Consider the following 13,084-nt stretch of genomic DNA (forward strand, 5'->3'; position numbering starts at 1 on the left):
AGCCACGGCGGTCCAACGTTCGAACGGCAGCTAGGCCGGGATGTAGCGGTCGCGGAGTTTGCGCTTGTAGAGCTTGCCGTTGGGGTCGCGGGGGAGTTCGTCGAGGTAGTCGATGGAGCGGGGCATTTTGTACTTCGCCAATTGGGTTGCGGCGTAGGCCAATAGCTCTGTCGTGAGTTCGTCGTTGCCCTCGACACCCGCGACCGGCTGGACGACGGCCTTGACCTCCTGGCCCCAATCCGGGTGGGGCAGACCGAAGACCGCGACATCCTCGACCTTCGGGTGGGTGGTCAGCACGTTCTCGATCTCGGCCGGGTAGATGTTCACACCGCCGGACAGGATCAGATCGGAGCGGCGGTCGTGCAGGTAGAGGTAGCCGTCCTCATCGAGGTGGCCGATATCGCCGACCGTGAAAAGGTCACCGACCCTTGCCTCTTCGGTCTTCTCCTTGGCGTGGTGGTATTCGAAGCTGGACGCGCCCATGCGCATGTAGACCAGACCGGTCTCACCCGCGGGAACTTCGGAACCGTCTTCCTCGCTCAGCACCTTGATCACCGACCAGGGCCAGGCCTTGCCGACCGAGCCGGGCTTCGTGAGCCATTCGGTCCCGTTGATCACCGTGCCGCCGCCCTCGGTGGCCGCGTAGTACTCGGTGACCGTCGGGCCCCACCACTCCAGCATCTGCCGCTTTGTCTCGGCCGGGCACGGCGCCGCGCCGTGCACCATGCTGCGCAGCGACGAAACGTCATACTTGGCGCGCACATCCGCGGGCAGCGCGAGCAGGCGGTGGAATTGGGTCGGCACCATATGGCTGTGGGTGACCCGGTGTTTGTCGATGAGCCGCAGCATTTCCTCGGCGTCCCAGCGATCCATCAGAACGACCTTGTGCCCCAACTGGATCGAGATCGTCGCGAAGTTCAGCACGGCGGTGTGGTACAGCGGCGAACCGCAGATGTGCACGTGATCGTCGTAGGGCTTCAGCCCGAACAGGCCGAAGAAGGCGGGCGAATGCGGCGGTACGACATCGGGGTCGGTGCCGGTGAGCGGACGCCGAACACCCTTGGGCCGCCCTGTAGTTCCCGAGGTGTAGAGCATCGGCGCGCCGGTGGTCCGGTTATCGGGGCGACCGGTATCGGCGGCACCCAGCCACGACACCGATTTGAAGCCCTCGATCTCGCCGACCGCGAAGCGCGCGGTGGCGGGCAGCCCGGCCTCATCCGCGGCGGCGATCGCGGCGGCGGCGAACCGATCACTGGCGATGAACGCCTTGGCCTCGCTGTCGCCGAGGATGTAGGCGACCTCCGGACCGGTCAGATGCCAGTTCACCGCGACGATGTACAGCCCGGCCTGATAGGCCGCGAAGTAGGCGGCGACCGCCTCGACGCAGTTGTGCACCATGCTGACCAGCACGTCGCCGGGCCGCAGGCCGAGCGCCCGCAGTCCGGTGCCGTAGCGGTTTGCGAGCGTGGCCAATTCGCGATAGCTCACCTCGCGGCCGGATGGATCCACCAGTGCGATCCGATCAGGTTCCGCGTTCGCGATGTTCCAGAGACCGAGAATTTCTACTGACTCCCTCGGGGGATGGTGAGGAGGCGGAGCCGACGGGGCGGGTGAATCAGTCACCCTTACGAATCTAGAACGTGTTCTACATCTGTACAAGGGGTGCGAGCCGATGCAATTGCTCGAAATCTGGAACCGACACCAGCATCTCGGTGACGCCCGCGGCTTCCCACACGCCGAGTTGCTTACGCACATGCTCCTCGTCGCCGATGATCGATGTATCCAAAATCAGCTCATCCGGCACCATGGCGGCAGCCTCGGCCTTCTTCCCGGATTGGAACAGCCTGCCGATCTCGTCGACCTCGCGCTCATAGCCCATCCGCCGGTAGACCTGGGCGTGGAAATTCAGTTCGGGTGCGCCCATGCCGCCGATGTAGAGCGCCATGATCCAGCGCATCCGCTCCAACTCGCTCTTCGGATCGTCGGTGATCACCACCTGACAGCTCGCGGCGATCTCGAAATCCGCCCGCGAACGCCGCGCGCCGGCCCTCGCGAAGCCCTCGTCGAGCCAGTCGTTATACATCCCGGCCAGCCGCGGCGCGTAGTAGATCGCCAGCCAGCCGTCGGCGATCTCGGCCGTCAGCGCCACATTCTTCGGCCCCTCCGCGCCCAGCCAGATCGGCAAATCCGCTCGTAGCGGATGCACTATCGGCTTGAGCGGCTTGCCGAGTCCAGTCGCACCGGGTCCGGTGTAGGGCAGCGGGTACTGCGGCCCGTCATTGGTGACCGGCGCCTGCCGCTCCAGAATGCGGCGAATGATGCCGACGTACTCCCTGGTGCGCTGCAACGGCTTGGCGAACGGCTGTCCGTACCAGCCCTCCACTACCTGCGGACCCGAAACGCCGAGCCCGAGGATGGCCCGGCCGCCGCTGAGATGGTCCAGCGTCAGTGCGTGCATGGCCGTCGCGGCGGGCGTGCGCGCCGACATCTGCACCACCGAGGTGCCCAGCCGCACCCGATTCGTCGACGAGCCCCACCACATCAGCGGCCCGAAGGCATCCGATCCCCAGGATTCGGCCGCGAAGACCGCATCGAAACCGGCCGCTTCGGCGGCGACCACCATCTCACCGGCATTCTGTGGCGGCTGCGCCATCCAGTACCCGAGTTGCAATCCGAACTTCATGGGAGACCTCTTTCCAGCCAACTTCTTGCCACCAGAATAAGAACCTGTTCTACTCGATTTCGTGGCTGATGAAAATACTGCGTCGCGGAGCGATTCCTCGAGGGGTGGTGGTCGGGCGACGGGTGGGCATACCGCATCCGGGACAATCGCGGATGAGAGAGGGTCGATGAACACTGCGTCGCGCAGCGACTCGATGGGGGGTGGTGGTCGGGGCTCGGGTGGGCACACTGCCGCGCCCGACGTACTCAGTGCACCCCTTCGGGTGCAATTCGACTACACCCGATCGGTCGGACCGACCATCGGCACCTTCCTGGCCAAGCTGCGCGCCCGCCGGATCGTCGGTGTGCGCGGCTCGGACGGGCGGGTATTGGTGCCGCCGCCGGAATACGATCCGGTCACCTCCGCACCGCTGACCGAATTCGTCGATGTGGCCGATACCGGCACCGTCCAGTCGTGGACCTTCGTGCGCGATCCGCTGCCCGGTCAGCCGTTCGACCGCCCGTTCGCCTGGGCACTGATCAAGCTCGACGGCGCGGACACCACGCTGCTGCACGCCGTCGATGTTTCCACACCCGAGGACATTCACACCGGACTGCGCGTGGTCGCGCGCTGGGCCGACGAGACCATCGGCAGCATCAAGGACATCGCCTGCTTCGAGCCGGGCGAGACGTCCACCGCACCGGCGGAATCCAGCGCGGACGGCGAGCCGATCGAGGTACTCATCACCCCGGTCGACCTGCAGTACACGCACAGCGCGTCGCCGCAGGAGACCATCTACCTGCGCGGTCTGGCCGAGGGCAAGCTGCTTGGCGGGCGCACGGACGCCGCGGGCAAGGTGTACTTCCCGCCGCGCGGCGCCAATCCGACCGACGGCAGGCCTACCGACGAAATCGTCGAACTGCCCGACCGCGGCATCGTCACCACCTTCTGCATCGTGAATGTGCCGTTCATGGGCCAGCGGATCAAGCCGCCGTACGTGGCGGCATATGTGCTGCTCGACGGCGCGGATATCCCGGTGCTGCACCTGGTGCTCGGATGCGACGCGAGCGAGGTGCGGATGGGCATGCGGGTGGAGGCGGTGTGGAAACCGCGCGAGGAGTGGGGCTTCGGGCTCAGCAATGTGGACCACTTCCGACCCACCGGCGAGCCGGATGCCGACTACGAGACCTATAAGCACCATCTCTGAGAGGCCACGTTGACGAACAACGCTCTGCCTACCCACCCCGCCGTCTCCGCACGCTCCGACGGCTACCATCCCCCTTGCGACATCGCGGTTGTGGGCTTTGCTCACGCACCGCATGTGCCGGAGACCTTCGGCACCACCAATGGTGTCGAGATGCTGGTGCCCATCTTCCAGCAGCTCTACGCCCGACTCGGCATTACCAAGTCCGATATCGACTTCTGGTGCTCGGGTTCCTCGGATTACCTTGCCGGCCGCGCCTTCTCGTTCATCTCGGCGGTCGATGCCATCGGCGCGGTGCCGCCGATCAACGAATCGCACGTCGAAATGGACGCCGCGTGGGCGCTCTACGAGGCATTCGTGAAACTCCGTTCCGGCCAGGCGCAGACGGCGCTGGTGTACGGGTTCGGCAAGTCTTCGGCGGGTACCCTGCGCCAGGTTCTTACCATGCAGCTCGATCCGTATCTGGTCACTCCGCTGTGGCCGGACGCACTGTCCATCGCGGGTCTGCAGGCGCAGGCCGGACTGGATGCCGGACGCTGGACCGAGCGCGATATGGCGGCGGTGGCCGCCGGTGATTCCGGCGATATCGAAACTCTGCTCGCCACACCGTATGTCGCCGATCCGCTGCGCGCGCACGATGTCGCACCGGTCACCGACGGCGCGGCCGCCATTGTGCTCGCGGTCGGCGACCGGGCGCGCGAACTGTGCGAACGTCCGGCCTGGATCACCGGCATGGCGCATCGGGTGGACACCCCCAATCTCGGCGCCCGCGATCTGACCGTCTCTCCATCGACTTCGGCGGCGGCTCAGTCGGTTACCGGCGGCGATACCAGCGGCTTCGATATCGCCGAACTGCATGCGCAGTTCAGCCATCAGCAGCTGATTCTCGCCGAGGCCATCGGCCTGCGGTCCGAGACCAAGGTGAATCCGTCGGGCGGCGCACTCGCCGCCAATCCGATGTTCTCGGCGGGTCTCGAGCGCATCGGCTTCGCGGCCGAGGCGATTATCGCGGGCACCGCGAATCGCGCGCTCGCCCATGCCAGCAGCGGTCCTGCCCTGCAACAGAACTTGGTAGCCGTTTTGGATTCGGAGGCAAGATGAGCACGGTATCGCGTAGCGATTCAATGGGGGGTGGTGGTCGGGCGACGGGCGGGCGTTTCCCTGCTGCGGTGCTCGGCACCGGACAAACCCATCACGTGACGAAACGAACCGATGTGTCCATGGCGGGCATGTGCCGCGAGGCGATCGATCGTGCACTGGTCGACGCCGGACTCTCCATCGCCGATATCGATGCGGTGGTGGTCGGTAAGGCGCCGGACTTCTTCGAGGGCGTCATGATGCCCGAGCTGTATCTGGCGGATGCGTTGGGCGCCACCGGAAAACCGCTGCTGCGCGTGCACACCGCCGGATCCGTCGGCGGCTCCACCGGTATCGTCGCCGCCAATCTGGTGCAGGCCGGGGTGCACAAGCGCGTACTCGCGATCGCCTGGGAGAAGCAGTCGGAATCGAATGCCATGTGGGCGTTGTCGTTTCCGGTGCCGTTCACCATGCCGGTCGGCGCGGGTGCGGGCGGCTACTTCGCACCGCACGTGCGTTCCTACATCCGTCGCTCGAATGCGCCGGGCCATATCGGCGCGATGGTGGCGGTGAAGGATCGCCGCAACGGCGCGAAGAATCCGCTGGCACATCTGCACCAGCCGGATATCACGCTGGAGAAGGTGCTCTCCTCCCAAATGCTGTGGGATCCCATCCGATTCGACGAGACCTGCCCGTCCTCGGACGGTGCGTGCGCCGTGGTGATCGGTGACGAGGATGCCGCGAAGGCCGTCGAGGCCACCGGCAAGAAGGTCGCGTGGGTGCACGGCACCGCCATGCGCACCGAGCCGACCACCTTCGCCGGACGCGATCAGGTCAATCCACAGGCCGGACAGGATGCGGCGGCCGCACTGTGGCAGGCCGCCGGAATCACCGACCCGCTCAACGAAATCGATGTCGCCGAGATCTACGTGCCGTTCTCCTGGTTCGAGCCGATGTGGCTGGAGAACCTGGGCTTCGTCCCGCAAGGCGACGGCTGGAAGCTCACCGATAAGGGCGAGACCGAGATCGGCGGCACCCTGCCGGTCAATCCGTCCGGCGGCGTGCTCTCCTCGAATCCGATCGGCGCCTCGGGGCTCATCCGATTCGCCGAGGCCGCGAAGCAGGTCATGGGCCGGGCCGGGGACTACCAGGTCGCGAATGCCAAGAAGGCACTCGGACACGCGTATGGCGGTGGGTCGCAGTACTTCTCGATGTGGGTGGTCGGCTCGGAGCAGCCGAACTGATGACCCCGCTGAAGTTCACCGTCGGTATCGCGCTGAGTCCGCTGGACCAGCTGCCGGAATTGGCGAAAACCGCTGAGGAGTGCGGATTTTCGTCGATCGCACTACCGGATTCGCTGTTCTATATGAAGTCGGCGGCGGCGAAGTATCCCTACACCGCCGACGGCAGCCGCTTCTGGGGCCCGGAGACACCGTGGGTCGACCCGCTCATCGGCGCGACCGCCATGGCGGCGGTGACCAGCCGGATTCGCTTCTACACCAACGTGCTGAAACTCGGCTCGCGCAATCCGCTGCTGCTTGCGCGCCAAGTGGGCTCGGTCGCCAACCTGTCCGGTAACCGGTTCGGGTTCGGTGTCGGAATCGGCTGGGCACCTGAGGAATTCGAATGGTGCGGCGTACCCTACGCCGATCGTGGCGCACGGGTCGACGAGATGATCGAGGTGATCAAGCTGGTACTCGACGGCGGCATGGTCGAATACCACGGGAAGTTCTTCGACTTCGAGCCGCTGCAGATCAGCCCGGCGCCGGGCGAACCGGTGCCGTTCTACATCGGCGGCCACACCGCGCCCGCGCTGCGCCGGGCGGCCAAGGTCGGCGACGGCTGGACCTCGGCGATGATGACCTACGACGAACTGTGCGTCACCATCGGCAAGCTCGGCGCCCTGCGCACCGAATTCGGCCGGGAGAGTGCACCTTTCGAAATCCAGGCGGTGTGCATCGACAAGTTCGGGCGCTCCGGATATCAGGATCTGGCCGATGCCGGGGTGACCGACGCGATCGTGGTCCCGTGGCTGGCCGACGGCATCGGTTTCGACGGTGAGCTGGCGGCGAAGCAGGATTCACTGCGCCGCTTCGCCGCGAAGAATATCGAGGACCCCATCGTCGCGAAGGCACGCGTATGAGTACTTCCGAACATCCAGCAAGGACCGCCGGACTCGCCTCGCAGGCCGCGGTGCGGGCCAGGGACAAGCAGGCCTGGGTCGATCTGTTCGCAACCGACGGCATTGTCGAAGATCCCATCGGCCCTTCGGGTTTCGATCCGGAGGGCAAGGGTCATCGCGGTAAGGAGGCCATCGCGGCCTTCTGGGATATGGCGATCGCGAAGACCGATTCGATCGAGTTCCTGTTCGAGGACTCCTTCGCCTGCGGTAACGAGATCGCGTTCACCGGTCTGATCCGCACCAAGATGGGCGGACACCAGATCGATGCCGAGGGCGTGTTCACCTACAAGGTCGACGAATCAGGCAAAATCGCCGCGCTGCGGGCCTTCTGGGAGGTCGACCGCGCAATGGCCACGGCCAAGCCGATTCCCTGAGCGCGCTGCCCCTCCCCTCGGGGGCAGCACAACAAGGGCCCTCGCACCGGCTATTGGGCAAACCGGTGCGGGGGCCCTTATCTGTTACCGAGGGCCGGGGATCCAGGCTGCCGACACAAGCCTGGATCCCCGGCGATTCAGTGCGCGACCGGGCAGCCCGAGGCCTTGTAGTCGACCTGGAATTCCTTGACCCCGTTGAGCCAGCCGGAACGCAGCCGCTTGGGGTCACCGAGCTTGGTGATATCGGGCATGGCGTCCGCAATGGCTTTGAAGATCAGATCGACCTCCATCCGCGCCAGATTCGCGCCGATGCAGAAGTGCGCGCCGGTACCGCCGAAGGACAAGTGCTGGTTGTCCTTTCGCATGATGTCGAATTTCTCCGGGTTCTCGAAGACCTCTTCGTCGAAGTTGGCCGAGCGGTAGAGCATGACCACCCGCTGGCCCTTCTTGATCTGCACGCCACCGAGTTCGGTGTCCTCCAGCGCGGTTCGCTGGAACGAGGTGACCGGGGTGGCCCAGCGAATGATCTCGTCGGCGGCGGTGGCAGGACGCTGCTTCTTGAACAGCTCCCACTGGTCCGGATGCTCCAGGAAGGCCGCCATGCCGTGGGTGATCGCATTGCGGGTGGTCTCATTGCCCGCGACGGCCAGCATGATCACGAAGAAGCCGAACTCCTCCGGCGTCAGCTCATCGCCGTCGACATCCGCCTCGATCAGTTTGGTCACGATATCGTCGGCCGGGCATTCCTTACGCGCCGCGGCCATTTGGTACGCGTAGCCGAGCACCTCGGCGGATGCGGCGACCGGATCGGCCGTGCTTTCCGGATCGTCGTAGCCGGTCATATCGTTGGACCAGGTGAAGACCTTCCTGCGGTCCTCCTGCGGGATGCCGATCAGCTCGGCGATCGCCTGCAGCGGCAGTTCGGAGGCGACCTGGGTGACGAAATCGCCGGTGCCGTTCTCCGCCGCTTCCTTGACGATGGCCTCGGCCCTGGTCTGGAGTTCGGCCTTCAGGCCGTTGATCACGCGCGGGGTGAAGCCGCGGGAGATGATCTTGCGGAGCTTGGTGTGTTGGGGCGCATCCATGTTCAACAGGACGAAGCGCTGCAATTCGATCTGCTCGCGAGTGATGTCGTCGTTGAAGCGCGGGATCGCGGTGTTCTCGAAGGTGGAGAACACATCGCTGCGGCGCGAGACCTCCTTGACGTCGGCATACTTGCTCACCACCCAGAAGCCTTCGTCATGGAAACCGCCGATCTCAGGGGGCTGCGGATTCCACCAGATCGGTGCGGTACGGCGCAGTTCGGCGTACTCCTCGACCGGAACACGCTCGGCATAAATGTCCGGGTCCGTGACATCGAACCCATCCGGCAGGTTCGGCCGGGCATTGCGCTGGTCTACCACCAGATGTCTCCTTCGACAAACTGAAACACGTTCTACAATCATTGAAGCATAGGCGGCATAATGAGGGAAGAACAGGACAGATTCCGCCGCATTACGCGTAAACACACGTTTCAGTTTCTGTCCCGAAAGAAAGGTTGGACATGGGCACACCCGTCATCGTCGAGGCCGCTCGCACCCCCATCGGCAAGCGCGGCGGCTGGCTCGCCGGTCTGCACGCCGCCGAACTGCTCGGCGTCGCCCAGCGCGGACTGCTCGAGAAGGCGCACCTGGATCCCGCAGCGGTGGAACAGGTCATCGGCGGCTGCGTCACCCAGGCCGGTGAACAGTCCAACAACGTGACCCGCGTCGCCTGGCTGCACGCCGGACTGCCGTGGCAGGTCGGCGCCACCACCATCGACGCACAGTGCGGATCGGCGCAGCAGGCCAACCATCTGATCGCCGGGCTGATCGCGACCGGCGCCATCGATATCGGCATGGCCTGCGGCGTGGAGGCGATGAGCCGAGTTCCGTTGGGCGCCAACGTCGGCGAGAACGCGGGCCCACGTCGCCCGGCCTCCTGGAATATCGATCTGCCGAATCAATTCGAGGCCGCCGAGCGTATTGCCAAGCGGCGCGGCTTCACTCGCGATGATCTCGATGAACTCGGCGTCCGCTCGCAGCGGTTGGCCGCCCAGGCCTGGGCCGAGGGACGCTTCGATCGCGAGGTACTCACCGTGACCGCGCCCGCCGTCGACAAGGAAGGCAAGCTCACCGGCGAAAAGCTGGACGTGACAAGGGATCAGGGCCTGCGCGACACCTCGCCCGAGGGCCTGGCCAAGCTGAAGCCGGTACTCGAGGGCGGAATCCACACCGCGGGCACCTCCTCGCAGATCTCCGACGGCGCGGCCGCCGTACTGCTGATGGACGAAAAGGCCGCGCAGCGAGCGGGTTTGCGCCCGCGCGCGCGGATCGTGAGCCAGGTGCTCGTCGGCGCGGAGCCCGAGTTCCATCTCGACGGCCCGGTGCAGGCCTGCACCCGGCTGCTCGAACGCTCCGGAATGAATATCGGCGACATCGACCTTTTCGAGATCAATGAAGCCTTTGCGGCAGTGGCACTTTCATGGACTTCTGTACACAAGCCAGACATGGACCGGGTGAATGTAAACGGTGGCGCCATCGCCCTCGGACATCCCGTCGGCTCAACCGGATCTCGGCTCATCACAACGGCTTTGCATGAACTGGAGCGATCCGGCGGCAGCACCGCGATGGTTCTCATGTGTGCAGGTGGCGCATTGGCGACAGGCACTATCATCGAGCGTTTGTAGCAGTTTCAACCAATTCTGCTCCAAAGTTGAACGTTCATCCCAATGAGCCCAAAACGTGTCGTACGCCACACAAACTCCAGTACAGGCACGTAGATGACCTATCAGCTATCTTTTCGCTATCACAGACCTATCGGGGAAGACCCTCGCGACGGGCCAGAACCGGTTCACACCACCCCTTCTCAAGAGCCGTTGGCGTGACCCGCAAACGCAACCGTCGCAGTGACTTCACCGGAGCGGCACCTAGAAGCTTCAAGGAAATCCTGAATCAGGCGTAGGTTTTCAGTTACTGAGCCGCTAATATCAATGATACGTATCCGAGATAACGACTGTTAGTACAGCGAAGGGAATTGGGCGGCTCACAATGGCTGATTTCGCGGCGCGGCTGAACAAGCTGTTCGAAACCGTGCATCCCCCGGGGCGCAAGCCGCACACCAACGCGGAGGTTGCGGCCGCGCTGACGGCCTCCGGACATCCGATCTCGAAACCGTACCTCTCGCAGTTGCGGTCGGGACAGCGGACCAACCCGTCGGACGAAACGGTGGCTGCACTGGCCAAGTTCTTCAAGGTCAAGCCGGACTACTTCTTCAACGACATCTATGCCGCCAAGATCGATCACGATCTGGAGTTGCTGTCCCAGCTGCAGGGCTACGGGCTGCGACGGTTGTCGAGTAGGGCGTTCGATCTGTCCGAAGAATCACAGAACCTCCTCACCTCCATGGCGGAGAAATTGCGGGCAAGCGAAGGTCTGCCCGAAATTCCTCCGGACGGTACCGAATAGGTTCTCCCACAGCGCAGTACGGTGCGACCCACAGGGTCGCACCGTACTGCGTCATGGGTATGGATGCTTCGTGACTTGCACCACCCATGAATTATGGGCTTGGCGACAAGTGCAGGGTTGCGATAAAAGCGCGCGCCTGGAGTGACCGCGTTGCGACGAAATCAGTTGTGCGGATACGTCGGTAGACACATGAAATCCGGCAGGCCATCAGAGCCTTGCCGGATTCCTTGCTATGTCAACCGTATTGAATACCCGGAGCGAGTCCTCGGAATGCTTCGGACTGATCGGTTTGGATTGCACACGATCAATTTCGGGCAGCGGCTCCGGCACCCGCTTCGTAGGCGCGCGCGATTGCCTGGACCCAACCGCGAGGACTAATGCCCTCGGGCGGAGCAATCCACCGTGCGTCTACTACTACATCACCCAATGGGTTTCGCGCCCACTGCGCAACTCGGTCCGCACGCGCCGATACCAGTGGCGGCGGCGGGCCAGCGGTGACAATTTCGATGCCGCCGCCGGATTGCAGATACAGCGCGTCCATGATCTGCGCGACCTGATCGGATGCCTTGAGCTGCGTCGAGGTACCGGTCTGCTCGTGGGCGACCACCTCCGGAAACCGGCCGACCATGATGCGGTGCAGAACCTTGGTCTGCCGCAACAGGATTCGCGCACGCACCCACAACTCCACCACGATCCAGACCGCACCGAACGCGATGAGCAGCGCGGCCGCCGCCCAGATAGGCCAAGCCCAGTCCGCTTCACCGGCCCGCGCGGGCGGCGCATCGATAGAGGCCCGGCGGACCTGCAGCGCTGCCAGTACCGCGACGACCGCGGTGCCCGCGGTGTAGATCGCGATACCGCGACCGAGGGTGGTCCAGTCCAGATTGCGCACACCGGTGACAACGACGAATACACAGCCGAGTGCGACAACTATCCAGCCGAAGGTGGTGGACCAGAACAGATTCACCGCCACTACGAGCACACCGACGCCATAGATGACGAAGGCGATCTGGCGCAGATTGCTGCGGGAGACGACCGGCCACGCGGCCGAGGCCACCACCGAGGTCGCGGCCGCGAAGAGGATCCAGGCCGAGGCGACGATGCCGTCGGAGGGCATGCCCGAACGCAGGCCGCGCGGTAGCAGGTTGTCCAGCGCCAGCGCGATTTCCGGAACCGCGACGGTGGCCGCGAGCGCGACCGCCGCGACCGCGACCACGATCGCCACTCGGGCGGTCGTCGCGGGCTTCACCAGCACGCGCCCCACACGCGCACCGGCGGCAACCCAGACCAGCATGGCCGTCAACCAGAGGGTCATCCCAGCGCCTCATCGAATCGAAGGACCGAGACGCCCGCGCCCCGGCTGTTGAATACGCGGAGTCGGGTCATCAACATGGCGGCGAAGGTTTCGGCCTCCCATTCGGCGAGTTCGTCGGCGCCGTCGTCGATGATCTGCTGATGCGCCCGCTGACTGAGCATGTAGGCGATCAGATCGTCGCTGGCCTCCAGCGTCACCTCCGGCGCGGGCGCACCCTCGTGATCGAAGACGATATGGCCCAATTCGTGTGCGAGCGTGTGGTCGCGGCTCGGCAGTGCGGTGGCGAGCACGATGACATCGCGGTCCGGATAGAACCGGCGCTGGCCGCAGACACCGGGACCCAGTTCGGCACTGGCGATTTCGATTTCGCGGCGCCGCTCGCTGGCAATGGAGGCGACGACCTCCTCCAGGGTGGTCGCATCGGAATCCGCGGCGACCGCGCATACCGCGTCGACCGCCGCCGCGACCCGGCGGTAGGCCCGGAGTCCGCTTTGGTTCCTGCTCTCGGTCATCGAACGCCCCCTTACGTTCTCGGTCCGAAGAATTCGGCACGAGCGGCATCGATGCGGGCCTGCGCGGCCGACGCGCTCTGGAAACTCACTGCGCCGGAGCCGGTTCCGGCCAGTGCGAGCGCGATCAGGCCACCAACCACACCCAGTACGTTGGGCTTCGGCAGGCCGTCGTCTGCCCTGGTGTGCCGGACGTCCGAATTCGGCTTGGCCGATGGCGCGGGTGCGGCAGGCGGCGCGGGCGGTGGTGCCTGCTCAGGAGCGGGCGCGGGCGGC

At 65.0% G+C, this 13,084-nt stretch carries 12 protein-coding genes and 1 pseudogene; 7 read left to right on the plus strand and 6 right to left on the minus strand.

Annotated elements, in window-relative coordinates:
* Positions 1-30: 30 nt before the first annotated feature.
* Positions 31-1,560, minus strand: coding sequence for an acyl-CoA synthetase (locus NP3_RS38760; RefSeq protein ID WP_063046694.1), 1,530 nt, complete (start codon positions 1,558-1,560; stop codon positions 31-33).
* A gap of 85 nt (positions 1,561-1,645) precedes the next feature.
* On the minus strand, positions 1,646-2,683 hold the full coding sequence (locus NP3_RS38765; protein ID WP_063046684.1) for an LLM class F420-dependent oxidoreductase: 1,038 nt from the start codon (positions 2,681-2,683) through the stop codon (positions 1,646-1,648).
* A gap of 193 nt (positions 2,684-2,876) precedes the next feature.
* Between NP3_RS38765 and NP3_RS38770 the strand changes: the two genes are divergently transcribed.
* From NP3_RS38770 to NP3_RS38790, 5 genes are read left to right on the plus strand one after another with little or no spacing between them, the layout of a single operon-like run.
* Positions 2,877-3,869 (plus strand): Zn-ribbon domain-containing OB-fold protein, encoded by a 993-nt coding sequence (locus NP3_RS38770; protein ID WP_245721289.1) that lies wholly within the window; start codon positions 2,877-2,879, stop codon positions 3,867-3,869.
* Between the two features lie 24 nt (positions 3,870-3,893).
* Entirely contained in the window at positions 3,894-4,967 is a 1,074-nt protein-coding gene (locus tag NP3_RS38775) for a thiolase family protein (RefSeq protein ID WP_063046695.1), read from the plus strand.
* A 23-nt stretch (positions 4,968-4,990) separates the two neighbouring features.
* Positions 4,991-6,187, plus strand: a complete 1,197-nt coding sequence (locus tag NP3_RS38780; protein ID WP_063046686.1) for a thiolase family protein — start codon at positions 4,991-4,993, stop codon at positions 6,185-6,187.
* A gap of 8 nt (positions 6,188-6,195) precedes the next feature.
* The gene (locus tag NP3_RS38785) at positions 6,196-7,086 is read left to right on the plus strand and encodes a TIGR03619 family F420-dependent LLM class oxidoreductase (RefSeq protein ID WP_063046696.1); all 891 of its coding nucleotides are present in this window, start codon (positions 6,196-6,198) and stop codon (positions 7,084-7,086) included.
* Positions 7,083-7,499, plus strand: a complete 417-nt coding sequence (locus tag NP3_RS38790) for a nuclear transport factor 2 family protein (protein WP_063046687.1) — start codon at positions 7,083-7,085, stop codon at positions 7,497-7,499. Before NP3_RS38785 ends, NP3_RS38790 begins: the two co-directional genes overlap by 4 nt.
* 137 nt (positions 7,500-7,636) lie before the next feature.
* Here the strand turns inward: NP3_RS38790 and NP3_RS38795 are convergent, their stop codons facing one another.
* Positions 7,637-8,944 carry a cytochrome P450 gene (locus NP3_RS38795; RefSeq protein WP_063046688.1) on the minus strand — a complete coding sequence of 436 codons (1,308 nt, stop codon included), beginning with the start codon at positions 8,942-8,944 and terminating at the stop codon, positions 7,637-7,639.
* 98 nt (positions 8,945-9,042) lie between these two features.
* Between NP3_RS38795 and NP3_RS38800 the strand changes: the two genes are divergently transcribed.
* Positions 9,043-10,206 carry a steroid 3-ketoacyl-CoA thiolase gene (locus tag NP3_RS38800; protein WP_063046689.1) on the plus strand — a complete coding sequence of 388 codons (1,164 nt, stop codon included), beginning with the start codon at positions 9,043-9,045 and terminating at the stop codon, positions 10,204-10,206.
* Positions 10,207-10,567: 361 nt separating this feature from the next.
* Entirely contained in the window at positions 10,568-10,984 is a 417-nt protein-coding gene (locus tag NP3_RS38805; protein ID WP_011207048.1) for a helix-turn-helix domain-containing protein, read from the plus strand.
* Between the two features lie 304 nt (positions 10,985-11,288).
* On the opposite strand, the gene NP3_RS38810 is transcribed toward NP3_RS38805, so the two are convergent.
* From NP3_RS38810 to NP3_RS49500, 3 genes and pseudogenes are all read right to left on the minus strand, one after another.
* The gene (locus tag NP3_RS38810) at positions 11,289-12,299 is read right to left on the minus strand and encodes a hypothetical protein (protein ID WP_063046690.1); all 1,011 of its coding nucleotides are present in this window, start codon (positions 12,297-12,299) and stop codon (positions 11,289-11,291) included.
* Entirely contained in the window at positions 12,296-12,811 is a 516-nt protein-coding gene (locus tag NP3_RS38815; RefSeq protein ID WP_063046691.1) for an ImmA/IrrE family metallo-endopeptidase, read from the minus strand. The genes NP3_RS38810 and NP3_RS38815 overlap by 4 nt, the downstream gene beginning before the upstream one ends.
* An 11-nt stretch (positions 12,812-12,822) precedes the next feature.
* Positions 12,823-13,084 (minus strand): annotated as a pseudogene (locus tag NP3_RS49500) (hypothetical protein); the annotation flags it as partial.

Origin of the sequence: Nocardia pseudovaccinii NBRC 100343 (assembly GCF_001613225.1) — a bacterium.
GTDB lineage: Bacteria > Actinomycetota > Actinomycetes > Mycobacteriales > Mycobacteriaceae > Nocardia > Nocardia pseudovaccinii.